Source organism: Pseudomonas sp. LF-5 (genome assembly GCF_037626295.1).
GTDB lineage: Bacteria > Pseudomonadota > Gammaproteobacteria > Pseudomonadales > Pseudomonadaceae > Aquipseudomonas > Aquipseudomonas monsensis.
Genome location: NZ_JARKMT010000007.1, coordinates 238,631 through 259,580, shown reverse-complemented (window position 1 = coordinate 259,580; position 20,950 = coordinate 238,631). Strand labels below are relative to the sequence as shown.

At 62.1% G+C, this 20,950-nt stretch carries 5 protein-coding genes; 2 read left to right on the top strand and 3 right to left on the bottom strand.

Annotated elements, in window-relative coordinates; genetic code table 11:
• Nucleotides 1-23: 23 nt before the first annotated feature.
• Nucleotides 24-734, bottom strand: coding sequence for a GntR family transcriptional regulator (locus PseuLF5_RS20540; RefSeq protein ID WP_123470331.1), 711 nt, complete (start codon nucleotides 732-734; stop codon nucleotides 24-26).
• 197 nt (nucleotides 735-931) lie between these two features.
• Here PseuLF5_RS20540 and lapG point away from each other — a divergent pair, with 197 nt between their 5' ends.
• Nucleotides 932-1,624 carry a cysteine protease LapG gene (gene lapG / locus PseuLF5_RS20535; RefSeq protein ID WP_064117407.1) on the top strand — a complete coding sequence of 231 codons (693 nt, stop codon included), beginning with the start codon at nucleotides 932-934 and terminating at the stop codon, nucleotides 1,622-1,624.
• 14 nt (nucleotides 1,625-1,638) lie between these two features.
• Nucleotides 1,639-3,585, top strand: coding sequence for a cyclic di-GMP receptor LapD (gene lapD, locus PseuLF5_RS20530; protein ID WP_123470332.1), 1,947 nt, complete (start codon nucleotides 1,639-1,641; stop codon nucleotides 3,583-3,585).
• A gap of 155 nt (nucleotides 3,586-3,740) precedes the next feature.
• On the opposite strand, the gene PseuLF5_RS20525 is transcribed toward lapD, so the two are convergent.
• Both PseuLF5_RS20525 and PseuLF5_RS20520 read right to left on the bottom strand, forming a co-directional pair.
• Nucleotides 3,741-4,079: a hypothetical protein gene (locus PseuLF5_RS20525; protein ID WP_038369138.1), complete on the bottom strand. Its 339-nt coding sequence runs from the start codon at nucleotides 4,077-4,079 to the stop codon at nucleotides 3,741-3,743.
• A gap of 147 nt (nucleotides 4,080-4,226) precedes the next feature.
• Nucleotides 4,227-20,765: a LapA family giant adhesin gene (locus PseuLF5_RS20520; RefSeq protein WP_340134599.1), complete on the bottom strand. Its 16,539-nt coding sequence runs from the start codon at nucleotides 20,763-20,765 to the stop codon at nucleotides 4,227-4,229.
• Nucleotides 20,766-20,950 lie beyond the last annotated feature (185 nt).

Genomic DNA, 20,950 nt, shown 5'->3' with positions numbered 1-20,950 from the left:
GGCCTGATCCCGGCGTTGCGGATTCAGCGCACGGCTTTGCGGTTTTGTGCGGCGGGGCTGGCGAGGTAGCGGGTAATGACCTCGACACCGCGGTTGAGATGCTGCTCGAGCAGTTTTACCGAGAGCTCGACATTGCGATCCTGCGCCGCTTCGAGCAACTGGCGATGGTCTTCCTGGGACAGTTTGCCCAAGCCCATCGCTTCCAGATTGAAACGCAGGAAACGCTCTTCTTCGTTGAGGCCGTCTTCCACCAGACGCAACAGGCGGCGGTTTGGGGCCTTGCTATACAGCGCCATGTGGAACAACCGGTTGAGCCGACCGATTTCGGTGTAATCGTGCTGGGCTTCGAGTTCTTCGATGTAACCGGCCGCGCGTTGGCAGTCGGCGGCGCTCAGTCGCGGAATCGACTGCCGCAATGCGGCGGTTTCGAGGAGGATTCGCAACTCGTAGGTTTCAGTCGCATCGCCCTGGATCAGTGGGGCTACCACTGCGCCTTTGTGGGCGGTGACACTCAGCAATTCCTGCGCTTCGAGCTGGCGCAAGGCCTCGCGCACGGGCATGCGGCTGACGCCGAACAGATCGGCCAGATCCTGCTGGCGCAGGGCGGTGCCGCAGGGCAGGCGCCCATCGAGGATGGCGGCGCGCAGGGTTTCTTCGATGATCGAGCGGGCCAGGTGCGCGGGGATCGGCCCATCGACTTTGATGCTCTGCAGTGGTTTGGGCTTCTGTGTCACGACTACGCACCCTGTCTGTCGACTTAATTTGGATCCAAATGACACTAGTGATTGCTCTACCGGATGTCAAACCGCATAGAGGAACCCTGTCATTGGTGAAGTTTAGCGTGCCGGCGATGATCTCATGGTGCCATTGTTTTTTGCCGGGCTAAGCTTCACCATCAAACGCTTTCCTCCCTGCTCTCTGGAAACCTGCTGTGGCGGTACGTTTCGCAATCCCCCGGACACTGCGCTGGCTAGGCTGCGCACTGCTGCTGGCTGGCGTCATGCTGGGCGGCCTGCATGCCGATTGGGATTTTTCCGCGATCAGCCGCAAAGCCACGGCGCTGTACGGGCCGCTGGGCGCCGGACAGCAGCGGATCGACGCCTGGCAAAACCTGCTGGCCACGCAGAAACAGGTCAGCGAGATGGAAAAGCTCAAGGTGGTGAACCTGTTTTTCAACAAACAGGTGCGTTATGTAGAAGACATCGACCTGTGGCACGAGGTCGATTATTGGGAGACACCGATCGAAGCCTTATGGAAGGGCGCCGGCGACTGCGAAGACTATGCGATCGCCAAGTATTTCAGCCTGCGCCATCTCGGTGTTTCCAGTGACAAGCTGCGCATCACCTACGTCAAGGCACTGCGCCAGAATCGCGCGCACATGGTGCTGACGTACTATGCCACCCCCGACGCCATGCCGCTGGTGCTCGACAGCTTGATCGATCCGATCCAGCCGGCGTCCCAGCGAACCGACCTGTTGCCGGTCTACTCTTTCAATGCCGAAGGTCTGTACCTGCCGGGCGCCAAGGGCAACAAGAAGGTGGGTGACACCAAACGCCTGTCGCGCTGGCAGGATGTGCTGAAGAAAATGCAGGCCGAAGGTTTTCCGGTCGAGACGACTAACTAGGAGCACGCGCTCAGATGTCTTTGTTCAAACAGCTGTTGATCGCTATCTGTCTGTTCCTGGTGGTCGCCTTCACCGGCAGCTTCATGGTCAGTCTGGAGAGCTCGCGCACCCAGTACGTCAATCAGTTGCGCTCCCACGCCCAGGACGCCGCCACGGCGCTGGCGTTGTCGCTGACACCGAATATCGACGACCCGGCGATGGTCGAGCTGCTGGTCAGCTCGATTTTCGACAGCGGTTACTACGCGAGCATCCGCGTGGTTGATCTGAAGACCGACAAGACCATCGTCGAGCGCAGTGGCATACCGGCCGTTACCAATGTGCCGGACTGGTTCGTCAAACTGATCGGCCTTGAACCGGCCGGTGGCGATGCGCTGGTCAGCCGTGGCTGGGAGCAGGCGGCGCGGGTCGAGGTGGTCAGCCACCCGATGTTCGCCGTGGCCAAGCTGTGGCAGAGCGCGCTGGGCAGTCTGGGTTGGCTGCTGATCTGTGGCGCGGTGAGTGCGGTGCTCGGCGCGTTGCTGCTGCGCCGGCAATTGAAACCGCTGGATTATATGGTCCAGCAGTCCCACGCCATCGCCCGCCGCGAATTCCTCAGCCTGCCGGAACTGCCGCGCACCCCTGAACTGCGACGGGTGGTGCAGGCGATGAACCAGATGGTCGAGAAGCTTAAAGCGCTGTTCCAGGAGCAGGCCGAACGCAGTGAAAAGCTGCGCGCCGAGTCGTATCAGGACAACCTCACGGGGCTGGCCAACCGACGTTATTTCGAGATGCAGCTGCATAACCGGGTGAGCAACCCGGAGCAGGCCAGTTCCGGTTATCTGCTGTTGTTGCGGGTCAAGGATCTGGCCGGACTCAACCAGCGACTGGGCGGGCAGCGCACCGATGAACTGTTGAAAGCCGTTGGCGAACAGCTGTCCCGCGAGTGCGCCAGATACCCGGAAACCCAGAACCTCGTCACTCGCATTCGCGGTGGCGAATTCGCCGTGCTGGCACCGGGGCTGGTGCGCGAAGAAGCGCTGCAACTGGCGCAGAACCTCGACAGTGCCTTGAGCAGCCTGCACGCCACTGGCGCCACCGATGTGCCGGCCGTGGCCTCTATCGGCCTCGCCCCGTTCGCTCACGGCGATTCACCGCAAGCGGTGCTGACCCTCGGCGATCAGGCGCTGGCGCAGGCCGAAGGGCAGGGCGAGCAGAACTGGGCGTGTATCGACCAGAGCCTGGTGGCGGATGTCGGCGACGATCACCACGCCTGGCATCGCTTGCTCGATCAGGCCTTGAGTCAGCAGCGCTTCGAACTGTATTTCCAACCGGTGGTGGCCGCGCAGGACACGCAACTGGTGTTGCATTACAAGGTGCTGTCGCGCCTGCTCGATGACCAGGGCCAGACCATCCCCGCCGGCCGCTTTCTGCCTTGGCTTGAGCGCTTCGGCTGGACGGCGCGGCTGGACCGCTTGATGCTTGAGCGCGTGCTCGAGCAGATGAAGACGCATGAAGACTCGCTGGCACTGAACCTGTCTTCAGCGACCCTGGGCGACCCGCAGGCCTTGAATAAAGTGTTCGAGATTCTGCGCGCACATTCCAATCTGGGCGAGCGGCTGACCCTGGAAATCGGTGAAGAACAGTTGCCCGAACAAGCCGTGCTGGAACAGTTGACCCGACGTCTGCGGGAACTCGGCTTCTCCCTGAGTCTGCAACGTTTCGGCGGGCGCTTCAGCATGATCGGCAACCTGGCGCGGCTGGGGCTGGCGTACCTGAAGATTGATGGCAGTTACATTCGCGCGATCGATCAGGAGAGCGACAAGCGCCTGTTTATCGAGGCGATCCAGAGTGCGGCGCACAGCATCGACCTGCCGTTGATTGCCGAGCGGGTGGAGACTGAAGGGGAGTTGTCGGTGATTCGCGAGATGGGCTTGTATGGGGTGCAGGGACAGTTGTTGGGTGAGCCGAAGCCTTGGCGGTGAGTCATTGCAAACCCGCTCTCAGCCTAGCCCTCTCCCAGAGGGAGAGGGGACTGATTGGGGGAGACGCCGACGTTTCTCAGGTCGATGTATACGCCTGACACCTTGGTCGGCTACCTCTCCCTCGGGGTGAGGGTAGGCTTTTGATTACGGGGGGATCAGATCAACCCGCCCTCATCCTCATCGATCAACTGACTCAACCCGCCCAATGCTTCACGCGCCTGGGTCCGGTCCATCAGTTTGGCCTGGGCTGCCGGCGGCAGGTCGGTGACGCGGATCACGCCTTTCTGGGTCAGCACCTGAATCAGGTCGTCGAGTACCCGAATCATTTCAAAGTCGCTCTGCTTGAGCTGTTTGAGGCTGTTTTCCACCGCTTCGTTGGCGTACCACGCCTGGATTTCATGGTGGTCGGCCGGCAGCGTTTCCGTGGCCTCGGCGTAGGCCGCGGCTTCCACGCGAATCAACTGACCTTGCGCATCGCGTTGCACGTAAAACATTGAGCATCCCTCGGAAATGAACCAGCGTCATGCTGTCAGCAGCATAGCCAACTGCGGGCAAGTATGCGGTGCGACGACGAGATCGTCACCGGTACGGTGCAGGTAAACGCGACGGCCGCCCCTGAGGGCGGCCGTTTTGCTCACGCATCAGCTGTTGTTGTGGTCGACCTTGATGGTCGGGTCGCTGCCGGCAATCAGGTTATGGATGTTGGCGCTCGACCAGTTGTTGCCTTCCAGTTTGATCGTCACGTCCGGTGTCGCGGCGGCGGCATCGGCCGAGTTGAACTTGCCCGCCGAGCTGACTTGCAGCGACGACACGCCGTCGACCGTGGTGATCTTCAGGAAGTTGTCGATGGTGCTGCCGGTCTCGCCCTGCAGCAGATCGCGCAGGTCGATGCGGTCGCCTTCATTGGCATTGAAGTCCTTGATCACGTCGTTGCCAGTGTCGCCAGCCTTCCAGACGAAGGTGTCGGCGCCGGAACCACCGATCAGGATGTCGTTGCCCTGACCGCCGATCAGCGTGTCGTTGCCGGTGCCGCCGAGCAGAATGTCATTGCCCTTGCCGCCATCGAGCAGGTCGTTGCCGCCCGAGCCGAACAGGATGTCATTGCCCGCGCCACCCAACAGGGTGTCGTTGCCGTCATGCGCGCCAGACACATCGAACGCCTGATAGTGCTCGGTGATGTACTGGTGCACGTTGCTGGTGGTGACCTTGCTGACGTCGACGCCGGTCTGCTGCGCTACGAACGCCTGCATCGCCTGATAACCCTCACCGGCGATGCCGTTGAAGCTCACCAGATCGCCGAACAGGATGTCGTTGCCGTCGCCACCGCTGACGGTGTCGTTGCCCGGCAGCGTCGCTTCGGTATGGCCGATGATCGAGTTGGCCAGGTCTTTCGGGTCGATGTTGGTTTGCGGCGAGTGATCCGAGTCATACGGTTTCAGGTCGTTGAGGCTGACACCACTGTTGATACCGATGGCTTCGACGTTCGACAGACCGCTGAGCAAGGTGAAGCTGCTGCTGGAGTTATCGGTGGTAGCCGATGTGGTGCTGTTACCGGTGCCCGCCAGGCTCGACAACTCGTAGGTCCCGTCGCCTTGGGCATGAACGGTGCCCAGGTTGGTCGCGGTCCAGCCGTAACGGCTGGTGTAGACCTGCAGCTGCACACTGCCGTTGGCACTGATGCTCAGGTAATGCGTGTTGTCGATGTAGGTGCTGAAAGTATCGCCCAGTTTGTAGTTGCTGGTCGTTACCACACTGTCGAACTTCACGTTGCCGTACAGCGTCGGGTTGGTCTGCTCGCCGCTCTGGTAGTAGGTCGGCTGGCCATCAGTGATGAAGTACGTAAGGTTCTTCGCCCCGGTGTTGGCCACGGCTTCCGCGCTCTGGAAGAAGTTGGCCGTGGTCTTGAACACGTCTTCGTAGTTGGTGCCGCCGCCGGACGACATCGAGTCGAGCACGGCTTTGAGCTTGGTCAGTGCGTTCGGATCGTTGAGGTTCACCGACACCGACTTGTTGACCTGGGTATCGAAGTCCACCAGGAAGATGTTCACCGTCCCCGAGTTGGTGCCGCCCAGGCTCTGCTTGAGGGTGTTGAACACCGAGGTCAGAGAGTCCTTGGCAGCGTTGATCGACGAGGTGCTCATGCTGCCCGAGCTGTCGACCATGAACGCGATGTTGTAGTTGGTGCCCGGCACCACGGTCAGACCGCCGATGTCGGCGACCATGATGTCGTTGCCATCGGTGCCATTGAAGGTGTCATCACCGGAGGTGGCGACCGCCGCGTTATAGACCGCCGGCACCACGGTGACCGGAATGGTCGCGGTGCTGCTGGCCGAACCGCCGACCATCTCGGTGGAGGTCGAGGTCACAGTCAGGTTGAACTGGCCGTTGTAGTAGGTCGGCGGGGTTACGGTCAGGCTGCCCAGGTTCCAGCCGGTGACATTGGCTTCGCCGTTGCTCGCGGTGACGGTGAAGCTGTGGCCGTTACCGTCGGAGAGCACCGAGCCGACCGGCGCACCGCTGATCTTCACGCTCAGGGTTTCCGAGCCGTCGGTGTCGGTCAGGGCGGTGTTGATCGCCGACAGTTTCACCGTGGTGCCTTCAGCGCCGGTGTTGAGCTTGTAGCCGTCGTAATAACCTTCGCCGTTAGTGCCGTGCAGATCGGAGACGGTCACACCGGCGTTCACCAGATCCTGCACGCCGGTGTAGATCGGCACGCCGGCGCTGCTCAGGTCGATTGGCGTACTGCCGTTGACCGACAGGTTCACGTCATAGCTGCCAGGGCCGCTCTGGTTGTGGTGGTAGATGTCCAGGGTGTAGTAACCGCTGGTGGTCGGGGTGAAAGAACCGCTGATCGCACCACCCGCACCCCAAGTACCCGACGCCACGCTCTTGCCGCCGATGGTGATCAGCAGGCTGTCGTCGGCCACACCGCTGAAGCTGTAGGTCTTGCCGGCTTCCAGGTAGATCAGGCCCGAGGTTTTCGACGCGGTGCCGGCGGTCACGCTGCCGTCCGACTGCACGTTGGTCACGGTGCCGCTGGAGTTCGGGGTGCCAGCGCCGTCGATGACGGTTTTCAACGTGGTCGAGTCCGCGCCTGCGCCGCTGGTGCCCAGACCCGACAGGCCGGTCCAGACTTCCTTGACCAGCCCGGTGGAATTCACGCTGTTGTCGGCCACGCTCACGGTCGGGGCATCGGCCACAGGCGTGATGTCGATCTTCACGGTGCCGGTGTTGCCCAGCAGTTGGCCGTCGGTTGGCTGGAACTTGATCTGCGCGTAGTCGGCCTGGTTGTTGCCCACGCCGGTGCCGCCGTAACCATTGACGCCCGATTCGTTGGCATCCGGCATGAAGCGCAGTTTGCCGGCGTCGATGTCAGCCTTGCTGAAGGTCTGGTTGTTGGCGACGTCTTTCCAGGTCGAACCGTCCAGATACTGCAGTTTGCCTTCGCCCGGCAGTTGGGTGATTTTGATGCCGAGGCTGCTGGCCGGGCTGTCGACGTCGGTCACACCGAAGGTCGACCAGCCGAGGATCAGCGGCGTGTCTTCGGTGCCGGTGACGTTGACCGGGGCTGCGACCGGCGCATCGTTGACCGCCACCACGTTGACCGTGGTGGTCGCCGTGTTGGAGTAGTTGCCGCCATCGGTCACGGTCACGGTAATGATCCGCGGCACGGTGCTCGGGTTTTCACTGCCGTTGGTGAAGCTGATGTTCTTGATCGCCTGCATGTAGTCGGCGAGCGTCGCATTACCCGACAGGGTCAGGGTCACCGTGCCGTTGGTGCTGTTGGCATTGATGGTGATGCCATTGACGCTGTTGCCCAGGTTCAGCGCATCGCCGTCCTGACGGTTGGTCAGCACAATGGTCGCGCCAGTGAGCATGGTGCTGTCCGGGTCGGTGATGGTCAGGTCAGTGTCGGCAATCGACACGCCGGCGCCCGGGGTGTTTTCGGTGAACGTCACCTTGTAGTCGGCACCGGTGGCGCCGCTGGAGTTGTTGGCGTCGAGGTCGATGACCGGTGGCGCATCGTTGTCGATGATCGAGGTGCTGACGCTGCCGTTGGTGCTGCTGACGGCCAGGTTCTCGAAGTTGCCGCCGGTGGCCGAGTCGATCTTGACCACGAAGTTTTCGGTGCCTTCGGTGATCTTGTCATCAATGGTCGCGACGTTGAACTGCGCGCTGCTGGCGCCCGCCGGGATCTTCACGGTGTACACGCCAGTGAAGTCCGAACCGTCGGCGGCGGTGCCGCTGTAGACGATTTTCAGAGTCACTTCGGTTTGCGCCGGGTGGTTCAGGCTGACCGTGTAGCTGGCGGCCTGGCCTTCGGTCACCGAGCTGCTGCCAGTGATGCTGACGGTGGTGGTGTCGATGGTGTCGGCGACGCTGGTCACGGCCGGTGTCGTGCTGGTGACCAGGTTTTCAAAGCCGCCGCCGCTGGTACCGGTGATGGTCGCCTGCACGGTGCCGGCGTCTTTGTAGACGTCGTCAGCCGGAGCCGGAACGGTCACGGTGCCGGAGGTTTTGCCAGCGTCGATGGTGATTACCGAGCCGTTGCTCAGGGTCACGGTCACCGGCGAGCCGGCGGCGTTGCTCAGGGTTGCGGTGTAGGTGATCTGGCCACCTTCGTTCACCGCCGGGGTCGCGCTCAGCGACAGGTTAGTGGTGTCGACGGTGTCGGTCACGGTAGTGCTGACCGGTGTTTTGTCGGCCACGAGGTTTTCGTAGTTACCGCCGCTCACGTTGGTGATCGAATTGGTCAGCGGCGCATGGCCGGTCAACGCATCGTTCGGTGCGGTAATGGTTGCGGTGCCGGTGGTCTGGCCAACGCCAATGGTGATGGTCTGACCGTTGGCCAGGGTCACCACGACTGGCGAGCCTGTTACCGGCGCTCCGACGGTGGCGGTGTAGACGACGTTGCCGCCTTCAGCCGCTGTACCGGTCGCGGTCAGTTTCACCGTGGTGGTGTCGATGGTGTCGGTGACGCTGGTCACGGCCGGAGCTGTGCTGGTGACCAGGTTTTCGAAGTTGCCACCGGTGGCGGTGTTGATTGTCGCCTGTACGGTGCCGGCGTCTTTGTAAACGTCGTCGGCTGGCGCAGGAACAGTCACGGTGCCAGTGGTTTTACCGGCGTCGATGGTGATCACGGCGCCGTTGGACAGCGTCACGGTCACTGGCGAGCCAGCGGCGTTGGTCAGGGTCGCGGTGTAGGTGATCTGGCCACCCTCGGCCACGGTGCTGGTCGCGGACAGCGTCAAGTTGGTGGTGTCGACGGTGTCGGTCACAGTCGTGCTGACCGGAGTTTTGTCGGCGACGAGATTTTCGTAGTTACCACCGCTCACGTTGGTGATCGAATTGGTCAGCGGTGCATGACCGGTCAATACGTCGTTTGGTGCGGTAGTGGTCGCGGTGCCGGTGGTCTGACCAACGCCAATGGTGATGGTCTGGCCGTTGGCCAGGGTTACCACGACTGGCGAACCGGTTACTGGTGCGCCGACGGTTGCGGTGTAGACGACGTTGCCGCCCTCTGCCGCCGTGGCCGTTGCCGTCAGTTTCACGGTGGTTGTGTCGATGGTATCGGTAACGCTGGTCACGGCCGGCGTTGTGCTCGGCACCAGGTTTTCGAAGTTGCCACCGGTGGCGGTGCTGATGGTCGCTTGCACGGTGCCGGCGTCTTTATAGACGTCGTCAGCCGGTGCCGGGACGGTCACGGTGCCGGTGGTTTTGCCCGCTTCGATGGTGATCACGGCGCCGTTGGACAGCGTCACGGTCACTGGCGAGCCAGCAGCGTTGGTCAGGGTTGCGGTGTAGACGATCGAGCCACCTTCAGCCACCGAGCCAGTCGCGGACAGCGACAGATTGGTCGTGTCGACAGTGTCGGTCACCGTAGTGCTGACCGGCGTCTTGTCCGCCACGAGGTTTTCGTAGTTACCGCCGCTGACGTCGGTGATCGCGTTGGTCAGCGGTGCGTGACCGGTCAATACGTCGTTTGGTGCGGTAGTGGTTGCGGTGCCGGTGGTCTGACCAACGCCAATGGTGATGGTCTGGCCGTTGGCCAGGGTTACCACGACTGGCGAACCGGTTACTGGAGCACCGACAGTGGCGGTGTAGACGACGTTGCCGCCTTCAGCCGCTGTGGCCGTTGCCGTCAGTTTCACGGTGGTTGTGTCGATGGTATCGGTAACGCTGGTCACGGCCGGCGTTGTGCTCGGCACCAGGTTTTCGAAGTTGCCACCGGTGGCGGTGCTGATGGTCGCTTGCACGGTGCCGGCGTCTTTATAGACGTCGTCAGCCGGTGCCGGGACGGTCACGGTGCCGGTGGTTTTGCCCGCTTCGATGGTGATCACGGCGCCGTTGGACAGCGTCACGGTCACTGGCGAGCCAGCAGCGTTGGTCAAGGTTGCGGTGTAAACAATCGAACCGCCTTCAGCGACCGAATTGGTAGCGCTGAGCGACAGGTTAGTGGTGTCGACAGTGTCAGTGACCGTGGTCGATACCGGGGTCTTGTCGGCCACCAGATTCTCGTAGTTGCCGCCAGTGACACCCGTGATCGAGTTGGTCAGCGGCGCCTGGCCGGTCAATGCATCGTTCGGTGCAGTGGTGGTCACGGTGCCGGTGGTTTTACCGACTTCGATGGTGATGTTCTGACCGTTGGCCAAAGTCACGACAACTGGCGAACCGGTTACCGGTGCGCCGACAGTCGCGGTGTAAGTGACGGTGCCGCCTTCAGCCACGGAGGTATCGGCCGTCAGTTTGACGGTCGAGGTGTCGATGGTGTCGGTGACTTCGGTGACGGCTGGAACAGTGCTTGGCACCAGGTTTTCGAAGTTGCCACCGGTGGCAGTCGAAATGGTTGCTTCGACTTTACCGGCGTCTTTGTAAACGTCGTCGGCTGGCGCAGGAACGGTCACGGTGCCGGTGGTTTTGCCCGCTTCGATGGTGATCACGGCGCCGTTGGACAGGGTGACGGTGACTGGCGAGCCAGCGGCGTTGGTCAACGTTGCGGTGTAAACAATCGAACCGCCCTCGGCCACGGTGCCAGTCGCGGACAGCGACAGGTTGGTGGTGTCGACGGTGTCGGTCACGTTTGTGCTGACTGGCGTCTTGTCGACCACGAGGTTTTCGTAGTTACCGCCGCTGACGTTGGTGATCGAGTTGGTCAGCGGAGCATGGCCGGTCAACGCATCGTTCGGAGCGGTGAAGGTCACGGTGCCGGTGGTTTTACCGACTTCGATGGTGATGTTCTGACCGTTGGCCAAAGTCACGACAACTGGCGAACCGGTTACCGGTGCGCCGACAGTCGCGGTGTAAGTGACGGTGCCGCCTTCAGCCACGGAGGTATCGGCCGTCAGTTTGACGGTCGAGGTGTCGATGGTGTCGGTGACTTCGGTGACGGCTGGAACAGTGCTTGGCACCAGGTTTTCGAAGTTGCCACCGGTGGCAGTCGAAATGGTTGCTTCGACTTTACCGGCGTCTTTGTAAACGTCGTCGGCTGGCGCAGGAACGGTCACGGTGCCGGTGGTTTTGCCCGCTTCGATGGTGATCACGGCGCCGTTGGACAGGGTCACGGTGACTGGCGAGCCAGCAGCGTTGGTCAGGGTTGCGGTGTAAACAATCGAACCGCCTTCAGCCACCGAGCCAGTTGCGCTCAGAGACAGGTTAGTGGTGTCGACGGTGTCGGTCACGGTGGTGCTGACCGGTGTTTTGTCGGCGACCAGATTCTCGTAATTGCCGCCGGTCACGCCGGTGATCGAGTTGGTCAGCGGCGCCTGGCCGGTCAGTGCATCGTTCGGTGCAGTGGTGGTCACGGTGCCGGTGGTTTTACCGACTTCGATGGTGATGTTCTGGCCGTTGGCCAGGGTCACCACGACAGGCGAGCCGGTTACTGGAGCGCCCACGGTCGCGGTGTAAGTAACAGTGCCGCCTTCAGCCACGGAGGTATCGGCCGTCAGTTTGACGGTCGAGGTGTCGATGGTATCGGTGACTTCGGTGACGGCCGGAACAGTGCTTGGCACCAGGTTTTCGAAGTTGCCACCGGTGGCGGTCGAAATGGTTGCTTCGACTTTGCCGGCGTCTTTGTAAACGTCATCAGCCAGTGCCGGGACGGTCACGGTGCCGGTGGTTTTGCCCGCTTCGATGGTGATCACGGCGCCGTTGGACAGGGTCACGGTGACTGGCGAGCCAGCGGCGTTGGTCAACGTTGCGGTGTAAACAATCGAACCGCCTTCAGCGACCGAATTGGTAGCGCTCAGCGACAGATTGGTCGTGTCGACGGTGTCGGTGACCGTCGTCGATACCGGGGTCTTGTCGGCGACCAGATTCTCGTAATTGCCGCCGGTCACGCCGGTGATCGAGTTGGTCAGCGGCGCCTGGCCGGTCAGTGCATCGTTCGGTGCAGTGGTGGTCACGGTGCCGGTGGTTTTACCGACTTCGATGGTGATGTTCTGGCCGTTGGCCAGGGTCACCACGACAGGCGAGCCGGTTACTGGAGCGCCCACGGTCGCGGTGTAAGTAACAGTGCCGCCTTCAGCCACGGAGGTATCGGCCGTCAGTTTGACGGTCGAGGTGTCGATGGTATCGGTGACTTCGGTGACGGCCGGAACAGTGCTTGGCACCAGGTTTTCGAAGTTGCCACCGGTGGCGGTCGAAATGGTTGCTTCGACTTTGCCAGCGTCTTTGTAAACGTCATCAGCCGGGGCCGGGACGGTCACGGTGCCAGTGGTTTTGCCGGCTTCGATAGTGATTACCGCGCCGTTCGACAGGGTCACGGTCACTGGCGAGCCAGCAGCGTTGGTCAGGGTAGCGGTATAAACAATCGAACCGCCTTCAGCCACCGAGCCGGTCGCGCTGAGCGACAGGTTGGTAGTGTCGACAGTGTCAGTGACCGTGGTCGAAACCGGGGTTTTGTCGGCGACCAGATTTTCGTAGTTGCCGCCAGTCACGTTGGTGATCGAGTTGGTCAGCGGCGCGTGGCCGGTCAACGCATCGTTCGGAGCTGCGGTGGTTGCGGTGCCGGTGGTCTGGCCGACACCGATGGTGATGGTTTGACCATTGGCCAAAGTCACGACAACTGGCGAACCGGTCACTGGAGCGCCAACAGTCGCGGTGTAAGTGACGGTGCCGCCTTCAGCTACCGACGTATCAGCCGTCAGTTTGACGGTCGAGGTGTCGATGGTGTCGGTGACGCTGGTTACGGCCGGAACAGTGCTCGGCACCAGGTTTTCGAAGTTGCCACCGGTGGCGGTGCTGATGGTCGCCTGTACGGTGCCGGCGTCTTTGTAGACGTCGTCAGCCGGAGCCGGGACGGTCACGGTGCCGGTGGTTTTACCGGCTTCGATGGTGATTACCGCGCCATTCGACAGGGTCACGGTCACTGGCGAGCCAGCAGCGTTGGTCAAGGTTGCGGTGTAGACGATCGAGCCACCTTCGGCCACCGAGCCAGTCGCGCTCAGAGACAGGTTGGTGGTGTCGACGGTGTCGGTGACATTGGTCGAAACCGGGGTTTTGTCGGCCACCAGGTTCTCGAAGTTGCCACCTGTTACGTCAGTGATCGCATTAGTCAGCGGAGCATGGCCAGTCAACGCATCGTTCGGTGCGGTGGTGGTCGCGGTGCCGGTGGTCTGGCCGACACCGATGGTGATGGTTTGACCATTGGCCAAAGTCACGACAACTGGCGAACCGGTCACCGGCGCGCCCACGGTCGCGGTGTAGGTTACGGTGCCGCCCTCAGCCGCCGACTCGGTCGCGGTGAGTTTGACGGTGGTGGTGTCGATGGTATCGGTGACGTTGGTCACGGCCGGCACGGTGCTTGGCACCAGATTCTCGAAGTTGCCGCCCGTTGCCTCCTTGATCGTGACTTCGACTTTACCGGCGTCTTTGTAAACGTCGTCGGCTGGCGCAGGAACGGTCACGGTGCCGCTGGTTTTGCCCGCTTCGATGGTGATCACCGAACCGTTCGACAGAGTCACGGTTACCGGGGTGCCGGCCGGGTTGGTCAGCGTCGCGGTGTAAACGATCGACCCGCCTTCAGCCACCGAATCGGTCGCGGTCAGGTTCAGGTTGGTGGTGTCGGTGGTGTCCGAAACTGTGGTGTCAGCGGACTTGCCGTCGACCGCCAGTTTTTCGAAATTGCCGCCAGTGGCGCCGTCGATGGTCACGCTCAGCGAGCTGCCGCCGGCCAGAGGGCTGTTCGGTGCAACGAAGTTCACCGAGCCGGTGGTTTCACCGACAGCGATGGTGATGGTCTGGCCGTTGGACAGGGTCACGACAACCGGCGAGCCAGTCACTGGCGCGGTCACGGTTGCGGTGTAGACCACGGTTTCGCCTTCAGCGACGTTCGCCGTGGCGGTCAGCGACACGGTGGAGGTGTCGATAGTGTCGTTGACGGTAGTGACCGCTGGCGCTGTGCTGGTGACCAGGTTTTCGAAGTCGCCGCCAGTCGCGCCTTTGATAGTTGCTTCAACCGTGCCGGCATCTTTGTAGACGTCGTCTTTCGGTGCGTCGACGGTGACGGTGCCGGTGGTTTTGCCGGCGTCGATGGTGATCACGGCACCATTCGACAGGGTTACGGTGACCGGCGAGCCAGCAGCATTGGTCAGGGTCGCGGTGTAGGTGATCTGGCCGCCTTCGTTCACCGAACCGGTGGCGCTCAGCGACAGGTTGGTGGTGTCGACCGTGTCGGTGACGGTGGTGCTGACCGGGGTTTTGTCGGCCACGAGGTTTTCGTAATTGCCGCCGGAAACGTCGGTGATCGCGTTGGTCAGCGGGGTGTGGCCGGTCAGCGCATCGTTCGGCGCGGTGGTGGTCACAGTGCCGGTGGTTTTGCCGACTTCGATGGTGATGTTCTGGCCGTTGGCCAGGGTCACGACCACCGGCGAACCGGTCACTGGCGCGCCGACAGTAGCGGTGTAGGTGACGGTGCCACCTTCAGCGGCAGTCTCGGTGGCGGTCAGTTTGACCGTCGAGGTGTCGATGGTGTCGGTGACCTCGGTCACTGCAGGAACGGTGCTTGGCACCAGGTTCTCGAAGTTGCCGCCGGTGGCGTCCTTGATCGTCACTTCCACTTTGCCGGCGTCTTTATAGACGTCATCGGCAGGCGCAGGAACGGTCACGGTGCCAGTGGTTTTGCCGGCTTCGATGGTGATTACCGAACCGTTCGACAGAGTCACGGTCACCGGGGTGCCGGCCGGGTTGGTCAGGGTTGCGGTGTAAACGATCGACCCGCCTTCAGCCACGGTGCCGGTCGCAGTGAGCGACAGGTTGGTAGTGTCGACAGTGTCAGTGACCGTGGTCGAAACCGGGGTTTTGTCGGCGACCAGATTCTCGTAGTTGCCGCCGCTTACGTCAGTGATCGCATTGGTCAGCGGGGTGTGGCCGGTCAACGCATCGTTCGGCGCGGTGAAGGTCACGGTGCCGGTGGTTTTACCCACTTCGATGGTGATGTTCTGGCCGTTGGCCAGGGTCACTACGACAGGCGAGCCGGTGACGGGTGCGCCAACGGTGGCAGTGTAAGTAACGGTGCCACCTTCAGCTGCCGATCCGGTAGCGGTCAGTTTGACGGTGGTGGTGTCGACGGTATCGGTGACTTCGGTCACAGCCGGCACGGTGCTCGGTACCAGATTCTCGAAGTCGCCGCCGGTGGCGTCTTTGATAGTGACTTCGACCTTGCCGGCGTCCTTGTAGACGTCATCGGCTGGTGCAGGAACGGTCACGGTGCCGGTGGTTTTGCCCGCTTCGATGGTGATTACCGACCCGTTCGACAGAGTCACGGTCACCGGGGTGCCGGCCGGGTTGGTCAGCGTCGCGGTGTAGATGATCGAACCGCCCTCGGCGACCGAGTTGGTGGCGCTGAGCGAGAGGTCAGTGGTGTCGACGGTGTCAGTGACCGTGGTCGAAACCGGGGTCTTGTCGGCCACCAGGTTTTCGTAGTTACCGCCGCTTACACCCGTGATCGAATTACCCAGCGACGCCTGACCGGTCAGCGCATCGTTCGGCGCGGTGAAGGTCACGGTGCCGGTGGTTTTGCCGACTTCGATGGTAATGCTCTGACCATTGGCCAGGGTCACCACGACCGGCGAACCGGTGACCGGCGCGCCGACAGTAGCGGTATAGGTGACGGTGCCGCCTTCAGCCACAGTGGTGTCGGCCGTCAGCTTCACGGTCGAGGTGTCGATGGTGTCAGTCACTTCGGTGACGGCCGGAACAGTGCTCGGCACCAGGTTTTCGAAGTTGCCGCCGGTGGCGTCTTTGATAGTGACTTCGACCTTGCCGGCGTCCTTGTAGACGTCATCGGCTGGTGCAGGAACGGTCACGGTGCCAGTGGTTTTGCCGGCTTCGATGGTGATTACCGAACCGTTCGACAGAGTCACGGTGACTGGCGAGCCAGCGGCGTTGGTCAAGGTTGCGGTGTAAACGATCGAACCGCCTTCAGCCACGGTGCCGGTCGCGCTCAGCGTCAGGTCGGTGGTGTCAGTGGTGTCTGTGACGGTGGTGCTGACCGGGGTTTTGTCAGCCACGAGGTTTTCGTAATTACCGCCGCTCACGCCCGTGATCGCGTTGGTGATCGGCGCCTGACCGGTCAGCGCATCGTTCGGTGCAGTAGTGGTCACGGTGCCGGTGGTTTTACCCACTTCGATGGTGATGTTCTGGCCGTTGGCCAGGGTCACTACGACAGGCGAGCCGGTGACTGGCGCGCCAACAGTAGCGGTGTAGGTGACGGTGCCACCTTCAGCGGCCGACTCGGTGGCGGTCAGTTTTACGGTCGAGGTGTCGATGGTGTCAGTCACCTCGGTCACGGCTGGCGTGGTGCTCGGCACCAGGTTTTCGAAGTTGCCGCCGGTGGCGTCCTTGATCGTCACTTCCACTTTGCCGGCGTCTTTATAGACGTCATCGGCTGGTGCAGGAACGGTCACGGTGCCGGTGGTTTTGCCCGCTTCGATGGTAATGACCGAGCCGTTCGAAAGGGTCACAGTCACCGGCGAGCCAGCCGGGTTGGTCAGCGTCGCGGTGTAAACGATCGAACCGCCTTCAGCCACGGTGCCGGTCGCAGTGAGCGACAGGTTGGTAGTGTCGACAGTGTCAGTGACCGTGGTCGAAACCGGGGTTTTGTCGGCGACCAGATTCTCGTAGTTGCCGCCGCTTACGTCAGTGATCGCATTGGTCAGCGGGGTGTGGCCGGTCAACGCATCGTTCGGCGCGGTGAAGGTCACGGTGCCGGTGGTTTTGCCCACTTCGATGGTGATGTTCTGGCCGTTGGCCAGGGTCACGACGACAGGCGAACCGGTGACGGGTGCGCCAACGGTGGCAGTGTAAGTAACGGTGCCACCTTCAGCCGCCGACTCGGTAGCGGTCAGTTTGACGGTGGTGGTGTCGACGGTATCGGTGACTTCGGTCACAGCCGGAACAGTGCTCGGCACCAGGTTTTCGAAGTTGCCGCCGGTGGCGTCTTTGATAGTGACTTCGACCTTGCCGGCGTCCTTGTAGACGTCATCGGCTGGCGCCGGAACGGTCACGGTGCCGGTGGTTTTGCCCGCTTCGATGGTGATTACCGAACCGTTCGACAGAGTCACGGTTACCGGGGTGCCGGCCGGGTTGGTCAGCGTTGCGGTGTAAACGATCGAACCGCCTTCAGCCACGGTGCCGGTCGCGCTCAGCGTCAGGTCGGTGGTGTCAGTGGTGTCGGTGACGGTGGTGCTGACCGGAGTTTTGTCGGCAACGAGGTCTTCGTAATTGCCGCCGGAAACGTCGGTGATCGCGTTGGTCAGCGGGGTGTGGCCGGTCAGCGCATCGTTCGGCGCAGTGGTGGTCACGGTGCCGGTGGTTTTGCCGACTTCGATGGTGATGTTCTGGCCGTTGGCCAGGGTCACCACGACCGGCGAACCGGTCACGGGCGCGCCAACAGTGGCGGTGTAAGTGACGGTGCCACCTTCAGCCGCCGACTCGGTGGCGGTCAGTTTGACGGTGGTGGTGTCGACGGTATCGGTCACGTCGGTGACGGCTGGAACGGTGCTCGGAACGAGGTTCTCGAAGTTGCCGCCAGTGGCGTCCTTGATGGTCACTTCGACTTTGCCGGCGTCCTTGTAGACGTCATCAGCTGGTGCAGGAACGGTCACGGTGCCAGTGGTTTTGCCCGCTTCGATGGTGATTACCGAACCGTTCGACAGAGTCACGGTTACCGGGGTGCCAGCCGGGTTGGTCAGGGTCGCGGTGTAAACAATCGAACCGCCCTCGGCCACGGTCCCCGTCGCGCTCAGCGTCAGGTCGGTGGTGTCAGTGGTGTCGGTGACGGTGGTGCTGACCGGGGTTTTGTCGGCCACGAGGTCTTCGTAATTGCCGCCGCTCACGCCCGTGATCGCGTTGGTGATCGGCGCCTGACCGGTCAGCGCATCGTTCGGTGCAGTGGTGGTCACGGTGCCGCTGGTTTTGCCGACTTCGATGGTAATGCTCTGACCATTGGCCAGCGTCACGACCACCGGCGAACCGGTGACCGGCGCGCCAACAGTGGCGGTGTAGGTGACGGTGCCACCTTCAGCGACCGAGGTGTCAGCCGTGAGTTTCACGGTCGAGGTGTCGATGGTGTCGGTGACTTCGGTAACGGCTGGCGTGGTGCTTGGCACCAGATTCTCGAAATTGCCGCCGGATACATCCTTGATGGTCACTTCGACTTTGCCGGCGTCTTTATAGACGTCATCGGCTGGCGCAGGAACGGTCACGGTGCCAGTGGTCTTGCCGGCTTCGATGGTGATTACCGAGCCATTCGACAGGGTCACGGTGACAGGCGTGCCGGCCGGATTGGTCAGGGTCGCGGTGTAAACGATCGAACCACCCTCGGCCACGGAACCGGTCGCGCTCAGCGACAGGTTGGTGGTGTCGGCGACGTCGGTAACAGTGGTCGAAACCGGTGTCTTGTCGGCGACCAGATCTTCGTAATTACCACCGGAAACACCGGTGATCGAGTTGGTCAGCGGCGCATTGCCGGCCAACGCATCGTTAGGCGCGGTGGTGGTCACGGTGCCGCTGGTTTTGCCGACTTCGATGGTGATGCTCTGACCGTTGGCCAAGGTCACGATGACAGGCGAGCCGGTGACCGGCGCGCCGACGGTGGCGGTGTAGGTGACGGTGCCACCTTCAGCCACAGTGGTGTCAGCCGTGAGTTTCACGGTCGAGGTGTCGATGGTGTCAGTCACTTCGGTAACGGCTGGCGTGGTGCTCGGCACCAGGTTTTCGAAGTTGCCGCCGGTGGCGTCCTTGATGGTGACTTCGACTTTGCCGGCGTCTTTATAGACGTCATCGGCTGGCGCCGGAACGGTCACGGTGCCGGTGGTCTTGCCGGCTTCGATGGTGATTACCGAGCCGTTGCTCAGGGTCACAGTGACTGGTGTGCCGGCCGGGTTGGTCAGGGTTGCGGTGTAAACAATCGAACCGCCTTCAGCCACGGTGCCGGTGGCTGTCAGCGACAGGTTGGTGTCGTCGATCGAATCGGTAATGGTGGTGGTCGCTGGCGTCGTGTTCGGCACCAGGTTTTCGAAATTGCCGCCGGTAGCACCGGTGATGGTGGTGCTGACGGTACTGCCATTGTTGTAAACGTCGTTGGCCGCAGTCGGCACGTTGACCGATCCTGTGGTCTTGCCGGCGTCAATGGTGATGGTCGAGCCGTTCGACAGGGTGATCGTCACCGGGGTTTGCGCGGCGTTGGTCAGCGTCGCGGTGTAAGTGATCTGGCCACCTTCGACGACCGTACCAGTGGCGGTAAGGCTCACGCTGGTGGTGTCGATCGAGTCGGTAACGGTGGTGGTCGCCGGCGTGGTGTTCGGCACCAGGCTTTCAAAGTTGCCGCCGGTGGCGCCGGTAATGGTGGTGCTGACGGTGCCGCCATTGTTGTAGACGTCGTTCGGTGCGGTCGGCACGTTGACGGTGCCGGTGGTCTGGCCGGCTTCAATGGTGATGGTCGAACCGTTCGACAGGGTGACCGTTACCGGCGTCTGCGCCGGGTTGGTCAGGGTCGCGGTGTAGGTGATCTGGCCACCCTCGACCACGGTACCGGTAGCGGTCAGGGTCAGGTTGGTGGTGTCGATCGAATCGGTGATGGTGGTCACCGCTGGTGTCGTGTTCGGCACCAGGTTTTCGAAGTTGCCGCCGGTAGCGCCGGTGATCGTCGTGGTGACGGTGCTGCCGTTGTTATAAACGTCGTTGGCCGGAGTCGGCACGTTGACGGTGCCAGTGGTCTGGCCGGCTTCGATGGTGATGGTCGAACCGTTCGACAGGGTGACAGTCACCGGCGTCTGCGCCGGGTTGGTCAGCGTCGCGGTGTAGGTGATCTGGCCGCCTTCGGTGACGCTGTTGCCAGCGGTCAGCGTGACGGTGGTGGTGTCGATGGTGTCAGTGACCTGGGTCGTGGCCGGGGTGGTCGGCGGGGTCACGGTGATGCCGTTACCGCCAGTGGTGCCGGTGACGGTCACGTCGATCTGGGTCGGGTCGTTATAAACGGTGTCGTTCGGTGCCAGCGGCACATTGACGGTGCCGGTGGTAGAGCCAGCCGGAATCACGATCACCGAGCCGTTGGACAGGGTAATGGTCAGGTCGGTCAGCGGCGCCTGGGTCAGGGTCGCGGTGTACACCAGCACGCCGCCGGCTTCGGTGATGGTCGGCGTGGCGCTGAGGCTCAGGGTCGACTCACGCAGGGCGTTGGTGGTGGTGTCGGTGGTCTGGCCGCCGGTGATGTTCTGCGCCGCTTGTGCGCCGGCATTGATGCCCGCCGTCGGGAAGCCGATGGTCGGGTCGACGCGGCCAGCGGTGGCGTCGAGCATCACGAAACTGTGGCCGCCACCAGCGGCACCGCCAGTGCCTGCGGCGGTGGCGCCGGCAGCGGTGGCTTCAAGGGCGGTGGTCGGGTCGGCACCGGCGGCGATGGCCTGCTGCAACTCGGCTACAGAGGGTGCGGCCTGCGCGGTGGCTTCGGCCAGGTCAGTGCTGGAGTCGGGCGCGTTGGCGCTCCACTGGGTTTCGCGGCCCAGGTCCAGGGTGCGGCCATCAGCCAGTTCCAGCGACACGGCGCCAGAGAGGCCAGTGTCAATCTGATCGCCGACAAACAGTCGATCGCCTTCAACGAGTACGCGGCGTACGCCCTCTGGGGACACCACGAATACCTGACCGACAATGCTTTTGACGACGGCAACAACACTGCTCATTGAAGACTCTCCGGGTGTCACGTTCAGTTGACTTCCATACACCTGATGGCTCGGGCGCCGATTCAGTCTGGACGTACTTTTAAAATTTGCGAATCAAGATTGACGCATGTTTTCGTCAATAATTTGGCTATATTCTTTCGCGATTAACTTTATGCCAAACTATTGACCTTATGGGTGCCATCCTA